The sequence below is a fragment of the Streptomyces sp. GESEQ-4 genome, assembly GCF_017948455.1.
GTDB lineage: Bacteria > Actinomycetota > Actinomycetes > Streptomycetales > Streptomycetaceae > Streptomyces.
On record NZ_JAFFSU010000002.1, the window covers coordinates 152,563 to 167,154 of the forward strand.

Below are 14,592 nucleotides of genomic sequence, written 5' to 3' on the forward strand. Positions count from 1 at the left end.
GTCATCCCTCCCGCGCCGCCGCGCACACCGCGCGCGCGATCCGTGCCACGTCCGTGTCGGCCGTGACATACGGCGGCATCGTGTAGACGAGGTCGCGGAACGGCCGCAGCCACACACCCTCGCGCACGGCCGCCGCCGTGGCCGCCCGCATGGCCGCCTCGTCGAGGGGGCGGCCGAGCTGGACGACCCCGATGGCGCCGAGGACGCGGACATCGCGGACACCCGGGAGCGCCGCGGCCTCGGCCAGCCCTTCCCGCAGTCCCGCCTCGATCCGCTTGACCTCCGCGAGCCAGTCCTGGCCGAGCAGCAGCTCGATCGAGGCGCAGGCCACCGACGCGGCCAGCGGATTGCCCATGAACGTCGGGCCGTGCGCCAGCACCGGCACCTCGCCGCGCGAGATGCCCTCGGCCACCCGGGATGTGCACAGGGTGGCGGCCATCGTCATATAGCCGCCGGTCAGCGCCTTGCCGACGCACATCACATCGGGTGTCACCGCCGCGTGCTCGGCCGCGAACAGCGCGCCCGTCCGCCCGAACCCGGTCGCGATCTCGTCGAACACCAGCAGCACGCCGTACGCGTCGCACGCCTCACGCAGCACCCGCAGATACGCGGGGGAGTGGAACCGCATCCCGCCCGCGCCCTGCACGACCGGCTCGACGATCACCGCGGCCAGGTCGTCGGCGTGCCGCTCGATGAGCGCGCGCAGGTGGTCGGCGTACACCTCGTCGTACTCCGTCGGCGGCGCGTCGGCGAACACCTGGCGCGGGAGCACGCCGGTCCACAGGTCGTGCATCCCGCCCTCGGGGTCGCACACCGACATCGGCTGCCAGGTGTCGCCGTGATAGCCGCCGCGCCAGGTCAGCAGGCGCTGCTTCGCGGGGCGGCCCAGCGAACGCCAGTACTGGAGGCACATCTTGACCGCGACCTCGACCGACACCGAACCGGAGTCGGCGAGGAAGACATGCTCCAGGCCGTCGGGCGACATGTCGACAAGGTGCTTCGCGAGCCGTACGGCGGGCTCGTGGGTGAGCCCGCCGAACATCACATGGCTCATCCGGCCGAGCTGCTCGCGCGCGGCCTCGTCGAGCACGGGGTGGCGGTAACCGTGGATCGCCGACCACCAGGACGACATGCCGTCGATCAACTCGCCCGCGTCGTCCGCGAGCCTCAGCCGGACCCCGCTCGCCGACTCCACGACGAGCGGCTCCACCACGCCTGGCATGGGCCCGTACGGATGCCAGACGTGCCGTCGGTCGAGGTCCAGCAGCTCGGCGACGGTCGGGTCAGGCATTGGGCGCGAGGTCCGTTCCGGCCCCCCGGCGGCGTACGGCGACTAGGTCCGTACGGGCCTCGTTGACCTGAGGTCCGTCGGTTGCGGAAGCACACCCTCCGCCGCCCTCGTGGCACCCGCCGGCCGCCCGGTGCTCCGGCAGCGTCACCTGGTCCGAACCCTCGACCTCGAACCCGGCGTCCGCGATCATCTCCAGGTCCGCCTTGCCCGCCTGGCCCTCGGTGGTCAGATAGTCGCCGAGGAAGATCGAGTTGGCCAGGTGCAGGGCGAGGGGCTGCATCGTGCGCAGATGGACCTCACGGCCGCCCGCGATCCGCACCTCGACGTCCGGGCAGACGAACCGCACCATCGCGAGAATGCGCAGACAGCGCTGCGGGGTGAGGTGCCACTCCTTGGCGAGCGGGGTGCCCTCGACCGGGATCAGGAAGTTGACCGGAACCGAGTCAGGGTCCAGCTCACGCAGCGAGTGGACGACGTCGACCAGGTCCTCGTCCGACTCGCCCATGCCCGCGATCAGGCCCGAGCAGGCGGACAGCCCGGCCGCGTGCGCCTTCTGCACGGTGTCGACGCGGTCGGCGTAGGTGTGGGTGGTGGTGATGTCACCGTACGTCGCCTCGGAGGTGTTGAGGTTGTGGTTGTAGGCGTCGGCGCCGGCCTCGCGCAGCCGCTCGGCCTGGCCGTCGGAGAGCAGACCGAGACAGGCGCACACCTCGACGCCCTCGTTCTGGTCCTTGATCGCCTTGATGGTGCCCGCGACCCGGTCCACGTCACGGTCGGTGGGACCGCGTCCGGACGCCACCAGACAGACCCGCTTGGCACCTCCGGCCAGCCCGGCCGCCGCCGCCTGGGAGGCCTGGTCGGGCTTGAGCCAGGTGTACTTCAGGATCCCGGTCGTCGAGCCCAGCCGCTGGGAGCAGTACGAGCAGTCTTCCGGACACAAGCCGGACTTGAGGTTGACGAGGTAGTTCAGTTTCACCCGTCGGCCGAACCAGTGCCGGCGCACCTTGCCGGCCGCGGCCACCACATCGAGCAGGTCGTCGTCGGAGGTGGCGAGGACGGCCAGCGCCTCCTCGCGGGTCGGCAGCTCGCGCCGAAGCCCCTTGTCCACCAGCGTGTTCAGCAGGTCCATGAGGTCCGATCCTGTCCTACGGAACCGCCCCCGGCCAAGGAGAGATCGGACAACAGAGGCGGTTCGACGTGTGGGTATTGCCACATCCTGGGCGGCTGGCCCGACGACTACTGTCTGTGCACTGCCTACAAAAGCCCCGGAGGAGTCATGGCGTTCGGCTGGATCGACGAACAGGCGGAGCTGCGCCGCCGAGCCGGACTGGTACGGACCCTGCGCCCCCGCCCCGCCGACTCGCCGCTGCTCGACCTCGCGAGCAACGACTACCTGGGCCTGGCCCGCCACCCCGAGGTCGTCGAGGGGGCCGCCTCCGCGGCCCGCACCTGGGGCGGCGGCGCCACCGGCTCCCGCCTGGTCACCGGCACGACCGCGCTCCACACCGAGCTGGAACGCGAGCTGGCGGACTTCTGCGGCTTCGAGGCGGCCCTGGTGTTCTCCTCCGGCTACGCGGCCAACCTCGCCGCGGTCACCGCGCTGGCCCCGCACGGCTCACTGATCGTCTCCGACGCCGGCAACCACGCCTCGCTGATCGACGGCTGCCGGCTGGCCCGCGGCACCACCCAGGTCGTCGCACACGCCGACGCGGACGGCGTACGCAAGGCACTGCGGACCCATGACGGGCCCGCCGTCGCCGTGTCCGACACGGTCTTCTCGGTCGACGGCGACGCCGCCCCGCTGACGGAACTGGCGACGGCATGCCGGGAGCACGGCGCCGGTCTGGTCGTCGACGACGCCCACGGTCTCGGCGTCCTCGGCGACGGCGGGCGCGGCGCCCCGCACGCGGCGGGACTCGCGGGCGCGGACGACGTCGTGGTGACGATCACGCTGTCCAAGTCGCTCGGCAGCCAGGGCGGCGCCGTACTCGGACCCGCCCGGGTCATCGCGCACTTGGTCAACGCGGCCCGCACGTTCATCTTCGACACCGGCCTGGCCCCCGCCGCGTCGGGGGCGGCCCTGGCGGCGCTCAGGCTGCTGCGCCGTGAGCCGGCCCTGGCGGCGCGGGCGCGTGCGGTGGCACGCGAACTCCACGCACGCCTGACCGCCGCGGGTCTGGAAGCGGTACGTCCGGACGCCGCGGTCGTCTCCGTGCGCGCGCCGTCCCCGGAGGGCGCCGTGCGGTGGGCGGCCGACTGCCGTACGGCAGGCCTGGCCGTGGGCTGCTTCCGTCCTCCTTCCGTGCCCGACGGCATCTCACGGCTGAGGCTCACCGCCCGGGCGGACCTCTCCGAGGACCAGATCGAGCGCGCGGTGGGAGTGATCGGCGAGACGCGACCATGAGTCGGCGTGACATGGCCGTGCGTCGCGCGAACTGATTCAGAGGGGTCGCGAGGTGCGGATGATCACCGGAGCGCGGCCGTGAATCCCGCCCAGCTCTCGGGGGAGAAGAGCAGCGCGGGTCCGGCCGGGTCCTTGGAGTCGCGTACGGCCAGCAGCCCCGCTCCGGGGCCGGAGAGCGGCCGGGCCGTCTCGACGCAGTTGTTCGCTCCGGTGCTGTAGCTGCTGCGCAGCCACTGCACACCGTGCAGTTGAGTACTGGAAGTCAGGTTCCGAGGCAGTGCAGACATGGTGCCTCCTTACACGCCGGCACCTATCCCGGCGATGTAGTCCAACGAGTCCTCGGGCGAAAGGGCGTGGAACTGAAGGGTGTTGAAGGCCTCGGTGTAGGCCTGGAGGTCTTCTTTCCGCTCGAGGTAGAGGCTACTCGTCAAGTGGTCGAGAACAACCACGTCCAGATCAGAAGTGCTCGAAAATGAGAAAATAACGAAAGGCCCGGTGATGCCGATGTGGGCACCGGCCGCGAACGGCAGGACCTGAAGCCGCACTTGGGGGTAGCGCGCCGCCTCGATCAGCCGCTCCAACTGCCGTGCCATCACGTCCGGCCCGCCGATCTCCCGGTGCAGCACCGCCTCGTCGAGCACCGCGCTCAGCGCCAGGGGCGGCCGCGAGCGCAGCACGTCCTGCCTGGCCAGGCGCACTTCCACCAGCGCGTCCAGCCGGTCGTCGGCGTCCTCGTCCAGCCCGCCCACCGCGGCCCGGGTCACCGCCCGCGCGTACTCCGGCGTCTGCAACAGCCCCGGGACGACGGAGGTCTCCAGCGTGCGCATCGCGCTGGCCTGGGATTCCAGGCTGATGAAATCCCGGTACGTCGGCGGCAGCACGCCCCGGTACGCATGCCACCAGTGGTGCCGGCCGGCGCTGTCGTCCTGTCCCGCCAACACCAGGAGCAACTCCCGTAGTTGAGGGTCCGCCACTCCGTAGGCGTCGAGGAGTAACCGCACATCGGCCGGTTTCACCCCGCTCGCGCCGGTCTCGATGCGGCTCACCTTCGACTGGTGCCAGCCCACGAGCCGGGCCGCCTCGCCGCTCGTGAGCCCGGCGCCGGTGCGCAGCGTGCGCAATTCGGCGCCCAGTTTTCGGCGGCGTACCGCGGGACCGTGCTGCATGGGCTCCTCCTTACTCCTTCCGGGCCGCCCAAATACGGTCTGCCGTCGCAGAGTTCACCGCTTCGAGCGACAGATATATGCATATCTTGGTGGATCGCACCCCGTGACCGGCCCGGTGATGGCAGTCTGGCGACGAAGCACCAGTCCGGGACCGTACTCGAACCCTCCGCTCCATGTCGGACTGCGGTCCCGTGGGAAAGGGACGACGTCGCCATGGCAGACCATCTGGAAGCATCCGTCACTCTGCCGAGCGATCCCGCCTCGGTCTCCGCAGCCCGCACCTACGTGGTCGGCACCCTGGCGGAATGGGGACTGCCGGCCGACACGGAACTGGCCGACACCATCCGCCTCATCGTCTCGGAACTCGCCACCAACGCCGTACAGCACACGTTCGGGCAGTCACCCACCTTCACGGTGGACCTCGAACTCGACCGTGACGAGCAACTGCGCGTCGGAGTCACCGACAGCCACCCGCGCTTCCCCAAACGACTGCCCGCGGCCGTCCAGCAGGACAACGGCCGCGGGCTTGTGATCATCCGTTGGCTGACCGCCGAGTTCGGCGGCAAGCTGAGAATCCGGCCCACCAGAGAGGGCGGCAAGACGGTCTCCATCGAACTGCCGTGGACGGTGCCGGCGCGGCCCGTGACGACGACAGCGGTGCAGCAGGACCCTTAGAAATCAAGTGTGGTGTGGGATGACGCGGTGGCGGCGCGTCAGGGCGCCGCCACCGCGTCGCTCAGGTCACTTGACCCGGCCGTACCAGACGCTCCTGGTCCAGATCTTCTGCAGCCTCACGACGTCCCCGGTCTTCGGGGAGTGCCAGATCTTTCCCTTCCCGGCGTAGATGCCGACGTGGTACACGTTCGAGCCCGAGTGGAAGAACACGAGGTCTCCGGCCTTGCGGCTCTTGGCCGAGATGTGGCGCGTCTTGTTGTACTGCTGAGCGGCCGTCCGCGGCAGGCTCTTGCCCGCCTTCTTGTACGAGTACAGCGTCAGCCCCGAGCAGTCGAACCGGCGCGGCCCCGTGGCGCCGTACTTGTACGGTGCGCCCTTCTTGGAAGCCGCGACCTGGAGCGCCTTCGTCGCCGGAGTCGCTGCCGCGGCATCCGAGGAGAGACCCGGCACCACGACGGAGCCGCCCACGGCGGCCAGAGTGAGGGCCGAGGCCGTACCGGCTCGGGCCATCAGCGACGGGACACGATTGAGCGCAGTCATGCGCAACCCTTCGTCAGCCGCCTGTGAAGGATGACCTGTCGGATTCGGGCTGGCGAAGTTGCCCGGCCGCTGACGCGGCTTCACCCCAAGGGCTGCTCGACCCGGTCATGGCGTGACCGTTCCGGCGACCCGTCGTGCTTGGGTCCTCCACTCCTGCCGATCCACTTCTGTCGACCGGTCATCCGGACGGCGGCAGGATTAGGCGTCCGCCCGGACCGCCCCGCCGCTGCGGCGGGGGCTTGTCGTCAGACACGGATCTTCACTCACTCGTGAGTGAAATACCCAATGGAATCGGCGATTTGTGGGGTTACTCACCACTCACCCGTTCGGGTGGACACCCCTGTGTTCGGGTGGGTGTCGAGGGCTCCACGGGCCCCCGGACCAGCGCGAAAACCACTCGCCCTGCCGGGAGGCCGACGGGCTGCGCAACCCCGGCGGTCCCAAAAAACGACAAACATCTACTCCGAACAGGGGTACGTCATTTGGTCCGTTTGAGTCCCGGTCCGGTCGACTGTGCGTCAACTGTCGGAGCGCGGCGGCACGATGACGCGCGCCGTCCGGCGCTCGCCGTCCAGCACGCGCAGCGCCCGCGTGAGCGTCGGGGCATGCAGCTCGGTCTCGCCCCGCTGGTGCATCAGCGCCAGCGCGTCGCGCAGCTCGGTCGCCTTGGCCACCAACGCCTGGGCGGCGCGCAGTCCGCGGTAGGTGTCCCCGTGGTGCGCCGGGTTGATCCGGCCCAGCAGGTCGACCACATCGAGGTAACGGTCGATCAACTCGCCCTCGGCGCGCGTGAGGGCGGGCAGCGGCGGGAGTTCGGGTGGGAGCACGGGCGCGTCACTTCCCGGTGGGCGGAGCCATGGTGGCCTTGCGGCTCGGGATGATCCGGTCCACCAGCCCGTACTCCAGGGCCTGCTGCGCCGTGAGGATCTTGTCCCGCTCGATGTCCGCGCTCACCTGCTCGCGCGTGCGCCCGGTGTGCCGTACGAGCATCTCCTCCAGGCGGGCCCTGATCCGCGTCAACTCCTCGGCGTGGATGGCCAGGTCGCTGGCCTGCCCCTCGATCGGCTCGGGCAGCCCCGGCTGATGGATCACCATGCGCGCGCCCGGCAGCGCGAACCGCTTGCCCGGTGCGCCCGCGGCCAGCAGCACGGCGGCGGACGCGCCCGCCTGGCCCAGACAGATCGTCTCCACGTCGCAGGATACGTACTGCAGCGTGTCGTAGATCGCCGACATCGCGCTGAAGGAGCCGCCGGGGGAGTTGATGTAGAGCGAGATGTCCCGGTCGGGGTCCTGGTACTCGAGGTGCATGAACTGCGCCATCACGTCGTTCGCCGAGGTGTCGTCGATCTGGGTGCCGAGAAAGACGATCCGCTCCTCCAGCAGCTTCGAGTACGGGTCCATCGTCTTCTGTCCGGAGCTGGTGCGCTCCGTGAACTCGGGCAGGACATAGCGGGCGGACGGTCGGGTCATGGCGAACCCCTCCTCGACGGTGCTGTCTCTGTAAAAAATGTACAGGACGTACGTAGCGAGCGGGAGGGGGTCCCCGTAAGCTGGTGGCATGGCCTACGAGATTCCGGTGACGCAAGCCAGGGCTGAGCTCGCCGACCTGATCAACAAGGTGGTGTACGGCGGTGAGCGCGTCGTCGTGACACGGCACGGCAAGCCCCTCGTCGCCCTTGTCTCCGCCGTCGACCTCGAACGACTCGAGGGGCTCCCGGACCTTCAGGAGCCCGCTGACGAGCAGGTGATCAGCTCGGTCTCCGCCGTCCGTGAACTTGCCTCGCCTCCCCGGGAACGGCAGCGGTTCGGGATCGCTGCGGAGCATCGGGGTGATCAGCGGTAGCGTTTGCTGGCTGCGGGCCGGTGGGGGCTGGTCGCGCAGTTCTCCGCGCCCCTTAAGGGGCGCTTTCAGCTGACCGGCGATAGCTCGCGCGCCCCCTTCGGTGCGTCCCTTTTCGTGCGCCCCTTGAGCGCGTTCCCCAGCAGTACCGCGCCCAAGCCCAGCGTCGCCCACCAGGTCAGTGTCAGTGCGGGGCCGGTCGCTGCCGCGCCGTCGAAGAAGGACACCGAGCGCAGCAGGGTCGTTCCCGCGCCGGGCGGCAGCCACTGGCCGATCGTCCCGGCGGGATCCGGCAGCATCTGCGGGGCCGAGGCCGCCGCGGACCACGGGTTGCCGAAGAGCATCACCACACCGGCGGCGAGTCCCGTTCCGGCGTGACCGATGAGTGCGCTGAGTCCGGCGACGGCGGCGCTCACGGCCAAGGTGGCCAGGCCGAGCGAGCCGGCCTCCGCCCACCAGGCACCGGTCAGGACGTTCAGCCAGTTGTCCGCGACCGCGGTCGCCGTGATGCCGACCAGACCGGCGGCGCCGATCAGTGCGGCCACGGCGCGCAGTCCGCGCAGCCCGAGGAAGGTCACCGCCCCGCCGGCCGCCATGCCGGCCAGCGCGAGCGGCAGCACGCTCGCGTTGAGGGCCGCGCCGCGTGGATCGTTCGCGGGGGCGGGTACGACGTCGACCGTCCTGACCGGGTTCATGTCGGCGGACGCCTGCTGCAGGAGTTGCGCGACGACCGGGCTCGAGGCCGTGGAGGTCAGCAGGGCGGGGCCTTCGGGGGTGACGACGATCGCGCCGTATACGGTCCGGTCCTCGATGGCGTCCCGGGCGGCGGCCTCGTCGGCGTAGCGACGGACGTCGAACGCGCCCTTCTTCTGTGCCAGTCGCTCCTCCACCTGCGTCGTCGCGGCGGCGGGCCCGGCCACGCCGAGCGGCAGGTCGTGCGGCGCGGTGCGGGCGGCGGGCCAGGCGAAGGCCCACAGCGCCAGGGCCGCGACGACCGGGACGAGCACGAGGATCGCGAGCACGCGGGGCGTGTGCGACGGGGCTGACGTGGTGACGGTGGACATGGGTTTCCCCTCGGATCGGCGAGGTGTGTGCTTAAAAAGAAGGATCGTTCGTTTTTGCTGTGTCACCACCGTCTTGCGCAGGCCGCGCCTTGTCAAGAAGGAATGTTCGTTTTACTTTTGGCGCCATGGCCCGCGTATCCCAGGCACACCTCGACGCCCGCCGCCGCCAGATCCTGGACGGCGCCGCCCGCTGCTTCGCCCGCAACGGCTTCCACGCCACGTCCATGCAGGATGTGCTGAAGGAGGCGGATCTCTCGGCCGGCGCGGTGTACCGCTACTTCAGCGGGAAGGACGAGCTGATCACCGCGATCTTCACCGAAGTGCTCGGGGAGGTGCGCATGTCCTTCGAGGCCGCCGCCGAGCAGGCCCCGCCCCCGCCGCCCGACGTCCTGATCGGCTCGGTGCTGGGCCGGACCTATGGCGCGCGGGCCCATCTGACCGTCGACGGCGAGCCGGTCCTGCCGCGGCTGATCATCCAGGTCTGGGCGGAGTCGCTGCGCAACAAGGACCTGGCCGCCGTCATGCGCGAGGGCTTCGGGGCGATTCGCCTGGCCTGGGGGCGGATTGTCGAGGGATATCAGGACGCCGGGATGATGCCGAAGGACGTGCCTCCGGACCATGTGGCGCGGACCATGATCGCCGCAGTGCAGGGGTTCGTCGCCCAGCAGACGTTGTTCGGGCCGGCCCCCGTCGAGGTTCTCCAGAGCGGCCTGCGGGCGTTGATGGGCGTACGGGACCCGCGGTCCGAAGCCTGATGGATCACAGCCCGGTTAACGTGCCCGAAACTCGTGACAACGTGCCTGAAACTCCTGCCAACTAGCCTGCCCATCCACGCCACCAGGCACTTTGCCCCGTGGCCGCGGCAACCGGACCCGCACGGTCCGGAGCGAGGATGAGAGGTGGGACGTGCAACTGACCCCGCACGAGCAGGAGAGGCTGCTCATCCACGTGGCGGCCGACGTGGCCGAGAAGCGCCGGGCCCGCGGCCTCAGGCTCAACCACCCCGAGGCGGTCGCCCTCATCACCGCGCACATCCTCGAAGGCGCCCGTGACGGCCGTACGGTCGCCGAGCTCATGGCCTCCGGACGCAAGCTGCTCACCCGGGACGACGTCATGGACGGCATCCCCGAGATGATCCACGACGTTCAGGTCGAGGCGACCTTCCCCGACGGCACCAAGCTCGTCACCGTCCACGACCCGATCGTCTGAGGGGCCGGCCGATGAATCCCGGAGCGCCCAAGAATCCCGGAGTGAGCCGATGATCCCCGGTGAGATCCTGTTCGCGGACGAGCCCGTTGTGTACAACGAGGGCCGCGAGGTCACCAGCCTGACCGTCCTGAACGCCGCCGACCGGCCCGTCCAGGTCGGCTCCCACTACCACTTCGCCGAGGCCAACCCCGGTCTGGACTTCGACCGCGCCGCCGCCCGCGGCAAGCGGCTCAACATCGCCGCCGGTACGGCCGTACGGTTCGAGCCCGGCATCCCCGTCGACGTCGAACTCGTCCCCCTCACCGGCGCCCGTGTCGTGCCCGGGCTGCGCGGGGAGACCGGAGGTGCCCTCGATGCCTGAGATCTCGCGTGCCGCGTACGCCGACCTGTTCGGCCCGACCACCGGCGACCGGATCCGGCTGGCCGACACCGATCTGCTGATCGAGATCGAGGAGGATCGTTCCGGCGGGCCCGGACTCGCCGGTGACGAGGCCGTGTTCGGCGGTGGCAAGGTCATCCGCGAGTCCATGGGCCAGTCGCGTGCTACGCGCGCAGACGGCACCCCGGACACGGTCATCACGGGCGCCGTGGTGATCGACCACTGGGGGATAGTCAAGGCCGACATCGGCATCCGCGACGGCCGGATCACCGGCATCGGCAAGGCCGGCAACCCCGACACGATGGACGGGGTGCACCCCGACCTCGTCATCGGCCCCGAGACCGAGGTCATCGCGGGCAACGGGCGGATCCTGACGGCCGGCGCCATCGACGCGCACGTCCACTTCATCTGTCCGCAGATCGCCGACGAGGCGCTGTCCTCCGGCATCACCACGCTGATCGGCGGCGGCACGGGCCCGGCCGAGGGCTCCAAGGCGACCACGGTCACCCCCGGCCCGTGGCATCTGGCCCGGATGCTGGAGGCGATGGAGGCCTACCCCGTCAACTTCGGTCTGCTGGGCAAGGGCAACACCGTCTCCCGTGAGGCGATGCTGTCGCAGATCCGTGGTGGAGCGCTGGGCCTGAAGCTGCATGAGGACTGGGGATCCACTCCGGCCGTCATCGACGCCTCGCTGACCGTGGCGGACCAGACGGGCATTCAGATCGCCATCCACACGGACACCTTGAACGAGGCCGGTTTCGTGGGCGACACCCTCGCCGCGATCGCCGGACGCGGCATCCACGCGTACCACACCGAGGGCGCGGGCGGCGGGCACGCGCCCGACATCATGACCGTGGTCTCCGAGCCGCATGTGCTGCCGAGCTCGACGAACCCGACGCGGCCGTTCACGGTGAACACCGCCGAGGAACACCTCGACATGCTGATGGTGTGCCACCACCTGAACGCGGCCGTGCCGGAGGACCTGGCCTTCGCCGAGTCCCGGATCCGGCCGTCCACCATCGGCGCCGAGGACATCCTGCACGACCTGGGCGCCATCTCGATCATCTCCTCGGACTCCCAGGCCATGGGCCGGGTCGGCGAGGTCATCATGCGCACCTGGCAGACGGCGCATGTGATGAAGCGGCGGCGGGGTGTCCTGCCGGGTGACGGTCGCGCGGACAATCGTCGAGTACGTCGCTATGTCGCCAAGTACACGATCAACCCGGCGCTCGCGCAGGGCCTGGCGCGCGAGATCGGCTCCGTCGAGACCGGCAAGCTCGCCGACCTCGTGCTGTGGGAGCCGGCGTTCTTCGGCGTCAAGCCGCAGCTCGTCATCAAGGGCGGGCAGATCGCGTACGCGCAGATGGGCGACGCGAACGCGTCCATTCCGACCCCGCAGCCGATCCTTCCGCGGCCGATGTTCGGCGCGATCGGGCGGGCGCCCGCGTCCAACTCGGTCAACTTCGTCGCGCCGTTGGCGATCGAGGACGGGCTGCCGGAGCGGCTGCAGCTCGGCAAGTCGTTCGTCGCCATCGCGTCGACGCGTGCCGTGACCAAGGCCGACATGCGGGAGAACGACGCACGGCCGCGGGTGCGGGTCGATCCCGACAGCTTCGCCGTGCACATCGACGGGGAGCTGGTCGAGGCGACCGCCGCCGCCGAACTGCCGATGGCCCAGCGTTACTTCCTCTTCTGAGGGCGGGTCCGATGTCCAGGGCAGCGCTTCTCGTTCTGGCCGACGGCCGGTTTCCCGCCGGAGGGCATGCGCACTCCGGCGGGGCCGAGGCCGCGGTCAAGGCCGGGCGGATCACCGGGGCGGCGAGTCTTGAGGCCTTCTGCCGGGGGCGGTTGCATACGGCAGGGCTGGTGTCGGGGGCGCTGGCGGCCGCTGCCGCGGTGGGGGTCGATCCGGTGTCGTTGGATGCGGCCGCGGATGCGCGTACACCGTCCGAGGCGTTGCGTGGTGCCGCGCGGAAGCTGGGGCGGCAGTTGATGCGGGCCGCTCGGGCGACGTGGCCGTCTTCCGAACTCGACGCGCTGGCACGGGAGTTTCCCAAGGGGGCGCATCAGCCGGTGGTGCTGGGGCTTGCGGCGCGGGCTGCCGGGTTGGGGGCGGTGGATGCGGCGTACTGCTCGGTGTACGAGTGTGTGAGTGGGGCTGCTTCGGCGACGGTGCGGTTGTTGAGTCTTGATCCGTTCGATGCGACGGGGGTTCTGGCGCGGTTGGCGCCTGAGATGGACCTGGTTGCGGATCGGGCGGTGGAGGCGGCTCGGCGGGTGGCCGACGAGGGGGTCGGGGCGTTGCCTGCGGGTTCGGCTCCGTTGTTGGAGATCGGGGCGGAGGTGCATGCGGCTTGGGCTGTACGGCTGTTTGCGTCCTGAGTTTCTTTCGCCCCCGCCGCCCCTACCCGTCCCATCCCTGGGGGCTGCGCCCCCAGACCCCCCTTCGCCTGGCGGCCTCGTCCTCAAACGCCGGACGGGCTAGATAGCTATTGGAGCCGCTTCTATGCATCTTGACCACTCTCACGAGGGCGTTTCCGCCATCAGCGCCGACGCCCGCCGTCCCGACGGCTCCCGTCGTGCCCTTCGTGTCGGGCTCGGTGGGCCCGTCGGTTCCGGGAAGACCGCCACCGTTGCCGCGCTGTGTCGTGCCCTGCGGGACGAGCTGTCCCTTGCCGTGGTCACCAACGACATCTACACGCGCGAGGATGCCGAGTTCCTGCTCAAGGAGGCCGTGTTGCCGCCGGAGCGGATCACCGCTGTGGAGACGGGGGCCTGTCCGCACACGGCGATTCGGGACGACATCTCGGCGAACCTGGAAGCGGTGGAGGATCTGGAGGACGAGGTCGGGCCGCTCGATCTGATCCTCGTCGAATCCGGTGGGGACAATCTCACCGCCACCTTCTCCAAGGGGCTCGTCGACGCGCAGATCTTCGTGATCGATGTCGCCGGAGGGGACGACATTCCGCGGAAGGGCGGCCCCGGCGTCACCACCGCCGATCTGCTGGTCGTCAACAAGACCGACCTCGCTCCGTACGTCGGCTCCGACCTGGCGCGGATGGCGGCCGATGCCAAGGCGCAGCGGGCCGAACTGCCGGTCGTGTTCCAGTCGTTGAGGAGCGAGGCCGGCGTGGCGGACGTTGCCGGGTGGGTGCGGGCGCAGCTCGCCTCGTGGCGGGCGTGACCGTGACCGGTGTGCGGGCCACCGCGAGGATCGGCGCCCGGGAGGACGGACGCGGCGGTACCGCCCTGCCGGTGCTGGAGGGGGAGGGGCCGATCGCCCTGCGGCGTACGCGGGGGAGTGGCTCTCAGGCGCATGTCATGCTCGTCGGCGCGATGAGCGGCCCGCTCGGCGGGGACCACTTCACGGTGGTCGCGGACGTGGCCGAAGGAGCCCGGTTGAAGGTCGGGTCGGCCGCGGCGACCATCGCGCTGCCCGGGCAGGCGAAGGGCGAGGCGCGCTACGACGTGCGGCTCTCCGTCGCCGACGAAGGTGAACTGCACTGGCTGCCCGAGCAGTTGATCTCGGCGGGCGGCAGCGATCTGTACGTCGGCACACAGATCGACCTCGGTGCGAGCGCCCGGCTCGTGCTGCGCGAGGAACAGGTGCTCGGCCGCGTCGGTGAGGAACCCGGCAGGCTCACCAGCCGTCTCACCGTGCGGATCGCGGGGCGGACCGTCCTCGACCAGGAGCTGGCGTGCGGGCCCGGGGCGCCGGGAGGCTGGGACGGGCCCGCCGTCCTCGGTGGGTATCGGGCCGTGGGGCAACTGGTCGTCGTACGACCGGAGTTCGCGACCGAGCCCGCGGTGGCCCGGGTCATCGGGGACACGGCTGCCGTGACGCCGCTCGCCGGGCCCGCCGCGCTGGTCACGGCCGTCGCGCCGGACGCGCTGCGGCTGCGCCGGGTGCTGGACGAGGCGCTGACGGTTCTGGGCGAGGGTTCCGGCCAGCGAACGGCGTAATCCGGTTATCGGATTGGCAAAGAACGGTCGTCAACCCTGTTCTCAGGGATCACACAGCCGA

At 70.4% G+C, this 14,592-nt stretch carries 18 protein-coding genes and 1 riboswitch; of the genes, 10 read left to right on the top strand and 8 right to left on the bottom strand.

All coding sequences use genetic code 11. The annotated features are described in order from the left end of the window. Nucleotide 1: 1 nt before the first annotated feature. Both KCH48_RS06105 and bioB read right to left on the bottom strand, forming a co-directional pair. On the bottom strand, nt 2–1,291 hold the full coding sequence (locus KCH48_RS06105; RefSeq protein ID WP_210571098.1) for an adenosylmethionine--8-amino-7-oxononanoate transaminase: 1,290 nt from the start codon (nt 1,289–1,291) through the stop codon (nt 2–4). After that, entirely contained in the window at nt 1,284–2,420 is a 1,137-nt protein-coding gene (bioB, locus tag KCH48_RS06110; protein WP_210571099.1) for a biotin synthase BioB, read from the bottom strand. Before bioB ends, KCH48_RS06105 begins: the two co-directional genes overlap by 8 nt. A 147-nt stretch (nt 2,421–2,567) precedes the next feature. Between bioB and KCH48_RS06115 the strand changes: the two genes are divergently transcribed. Continuing rightward, the gene (locus KCH48_RS06115; RefSeq protein WP_210571100.1) at nt 2,568–3,695 is read left to right on the top strand and encodes an 8-amino-7-oxononanoate synthase; all 1,128 of its coding nucleotides are present in this window, start codon (nt 2,568–2,570) and stop codon (nt 3,693–3,695) included. Nucleotides 3,696–3,757: 62 nt separating this feature from the next. Here the strand turns inward: KCH48_RS06115 and KCH48_RS06120 are convergent, their stop codons facing one another. After that, nucleotides 3,758–3,982 carry a DUF397 domain-containing protein gene (locus KCH48_RS06120; RefSeq protein WP_210571101.1) on the bottom strand — a complete coding sequence of 75 codons (225 nt, stop codon included), beginning with the start codon at nt 3,980–3,982 and terminating at the stop codon, nt 3,758–3,760. Nucleotides 3,983–3,991: 9 nt separating this feature from the next. Beyond that, nucleotides 3,992–4,861: a helix-turn-helix transcriptional regulator gene (locus KCH48_RS06125; RefSeq protein ID WP_210571102.1), complete on the bottom strand. Its 870-nt coding sequence runs from the start codon at nt 4,859–4,861 to the stop codon at nt 3,992–3,994. A 213-nt stretch (nt 4,862–5,074) separates the two neighbouring features. Here KCH48_RS06125 and KCH48_RS06130 point away from each other — a divergent pair, with 213 nt between their 5' ends. Continuing rightward, nucleotides 5,075–5,536, top strand: coding sequence for an ATP-binding protein (locus KCH48_RS06130; protein ID WP_210571103.1), 462 nt, complete (start codon nt 5,075–5,077; stop codon nt 5,534–5,536). 66 nt (nt 5,537–5,602) lie between these two features. On the opposite strand, the gene KCH48_RS06135 is transcribed toward KCH48_RS06130, so the two are convergent. The 3 genes from KCH48_RS06135 to KCH48_RS06145 all read right to left on the bottom strand — a co-directional run bounded on the left by KCH48_RS06135 (nt 5,603) and on the right by KCH48_RS06145 (nt 7,546). Then, nucleotides 5,603–6,076, bottom strand: coding sequence for a C40 family peptidase (locus tag KCH48_RS06135; protein WP_210571104.1), 474 nt, complete (start codon nt 6,074–6,076; stop codon nt 5,603–5,605). Between the two features lie 3 nt (nt 6,077–6,079). Further along, nucleotides 6,080–6,291, bottom strand: a riboswitch (cyclic di-AMP (ydaO/yuaA leader). A 303-nt stretch (nt 6,292–6,594) separates the two neighbouring features. Further along, on the bottom strand, nt 6,595–6,903 hold the full coding sequence (locus KCH48_RS06140) for a hypothetical protein (RefSeq protein ID WP_210571105.1): 309 nt from the start codon (nt 6,901–6,903) through the stop codon (nt 6,595–6,597). Nucleotides 6,904–6,910: 7 nt separating this feature from the next. Then, nucleotides 6,911–7,546 carry an ATP-dependent Clp protease proteolytic subunit gene (locus KCH48_RS06145; RefSeq protein ID WP_210571106.1) on the bottom strand — a complete coding sequence of 212 codons (636 nt, stop codon included), beginning with the start codon at nt 7,544–7,546 and terminating at the stop codon, nt 6,911–6,913. 88 nt (nt 7,547–7,634) lie between these two features. Here KCH48_RS06145 and KCH48_RS06150 point away from each other — a divergent pair, with 88 nt between their 5' ends. Continuing rightward, entirely contained in the window at nt 7,635–7,919 is a 285-nt protein-coding gene (locus KCH48_RS06150; protein ID WP_210571107.1) for a type II toxin-antitoxin system Phd/YefM family antitoxin, read from the top strand. A 65-nt stretch (nt 7,920–7,984) separates the two neighbouring features. On the opposite strand, the gene KCH48_RS06155 is transcribed toward KCH48_RS06150, so the two are convergent. Further along, nucleotides 7,985–8,980, bottom strand: coding sequence for an ABC transporter permease (locus KCH48_RS06155; protein ID WP_210571108.1), 996 nt, complete (start codon nt 8,978–8,980; stop codon nt 7,985–7,987). Between the two features lie 125 nt (nt 8,981–9,105). Between KCH48_RS06155 and KCH48_RS06160 the strand changes: the two genes are divergently transcribed. The 7 genes from KCH48_RS06160 (at nt 9,106) to KCH48_RS06190 (ending at nt 14,531) form a co-directional block, all read left to right on the top strand. Then, entirely contained in the window at nt 9,106–9,735 is a 630-nt protein-coding gene (locus KCH48_RS06160) for a TetR/AcrR family transcriptional regulator (RefSeq protein WP_210571109.1), read from the top strand. A gap of 151 nt (nt 9,736–9,886) precedes the next feature. Then, complete coding sequence (locus KCH48_RS06165; RefSeq protein ID WP_210571110.1) at nt 9,887–10,189, top strand: urease subunit gamma; 303 nt, start codon at nt 9,887–9,889, stop codon at nt 10,187–10,189. A gap of 49 nt (nt 10,190–10,238) precedes the next feature. After that, nucleotides 10,239–10,550 (top strand): urease subunit beta, encoded by a 312-nt coding sequence (locus KCH48_RS06170; protein WP_210571111.1) that lies wholly within the window; start codon nt 10,239–10,241, stop codon nt 10,548–10,550. After that, nucleotides 10,543–12,264 (top strand): urease subunit alpha, encoded by a 1,722-nt coding sequence (locus KCH48_RS06175; protein ID WP_210571112.1) that lies wholly within the window; start codon nt 10,543–10,545, stop codon nt 12,262–12,264. Before KCH48_RS06170 ends, KCH48_RS06175 begins: the two co-directional genes overlap by 8 nt. Before the next feature lie 11 nt (nt 12,265–12,275). After that, complete coding sequence (locus KCH48_RS06180; protein ID WP_210571113.1) at nt 12,276–12,950, top strand: urease accessory protein UreF; 675 nt, start codon at nt 12,276–12,278, stop codon at nt 12,948–12,950. A gap of 124 nt (nt 12,951–13,074) precedes the next feature. Then, nucleotides 13,075–13,752, top strand: coding sequence for an urease accessory protein UreG (gene ureG / locus KCH48_RS06185; protein WP_210571114.1), 678 nt, complete (start codon nt 13,075–13,077; stop codon nt 13,750–13,752). Continuing rightward, nucleotides 13,740–14,531, top strand: coding sequence for an urease accessory protein UreD (locus tag KCH48_RS06190; RefSeq protein WP_210571115.1), 792 nt, complete (start codon nt 13,740–13,742; stop codon nt 14,529–14,531). Before ureG ends, KCH48_RS06190 begins: the two co-directional genes overlap by 13 nt. The last annotated feature ends 61 nt before the right edge of the window (nt 14,532–14,592 follow it).

Excerpts from the sequence above, each read along its gene's own strand:
- ureG (WP_210571114.1), top strand. The coding sequence starts at position 13,075 with ATGCATCTTGACCACTCTCACGAGGGCGTTTCCGCCATCAGCGCCGAC.
- KCH48_RS06175 (WP_210571112.1), top strand. The coding sequence starts at position 10,543 with ATGCCTGAGATCTCGCGTGCCGCGTACGCCGACCTGTTCGGCCCGACC.
- KCH48_RS06135 (WP_210571104.1), bottom strand. The coding sequence starts at position 6,076 with ATGACTGCGCTCAATCGTGTCCCGTCGCTGATGGCCCGAGCCGGTACG.
- KCH48_RS06130 (WP_210571103.1), top strand. The coding sequence starts at position 5,075 with ATGGCAGACCATCTGGAAGCATCCGTCACTCTGCCGAGCGATCCCGCC.
- KCH48_RS06145 (WP_210571106.1), bottom strand. The coding sequence starts at position 7,546 with ATGACCCGACCGTCCGCCCGCTATGTCCTGCCCGAGTTCACGGAGCGC.
- KCH48_RS06155 (WP_210571108.1), bottom strand. The coding sequence starts at position 8,980 with ATGTCCACCGTCACCACGTCAGCCCCGTCGCACACGCCCCGCGTGCTC.
- KCH48_RS06170 (WP_210571111.1), top strand. The coding sequence starts at position 10,239 with ATGATCCCCGGTGAGATCCTGTTCGCGGACGAGCCCGTTGTGTACAAC.
- bioB (WP_210571099.1), bottom strand. The coding sequence starts at position 2,420 with ATGGACCTGCTGAACACGCTGGTGGACAAGGGGCTTCGGCGCGAGCTG.
- KCH48_RS06125 (WP_210571102.1), bottom strand. The coding sequence starts at position 4,861 with ATGCAGCACGGTCCCGCGGTACGCCGCCGAAAACTGGGCGCCGAATTG.
- KCH48_RS06180 (WP_210571113.1), top strand. The coding sequence starts at position 12,276 with ATGTCCAGGGCAGCGCTTCTCGTTCTGGCCGACGGCCGGTTTCCCGCC.
- KCH48_RS06120 (WP_210571101.1), bottom strand. The coding sequence starts at position 3,982 with ATGTCTGCACTGCCTCGGAACCTGACTTCCAGTACTCAACTGCACGGT.
- KCH48_RS06150 (WP_210571107.1), top strand. The coding sequence starts at position 7,635 with ATGGCCTACGAGATTCCGGTGACGCAAGCCAGGGCTGAGCTCGCCGAC.
- KCH48_RS06160 (WP_210571109.1), top strand. The coding sequence starts at position 9,106 with ATGGCCCGCGTATCCCAGGCACACCTCGACGCCCGCCGCCGCCAGATC.
- KCH48_RS06115 (WP_210571100.1), top strand. The coding sequence starts at position 2,568 with ATGGCGTTCGGCTGGATCGACGAACAGGCGGAGCTGCGCCGCCGAGCC.
- KCH48_RS06105 (WP_210571098.1), bottom strand. The coding sequence starts at position 1,291 with ATGCCTGACCCGACCGTCGCCGAGCTGCTGGACCTCGACCGACGGCAC.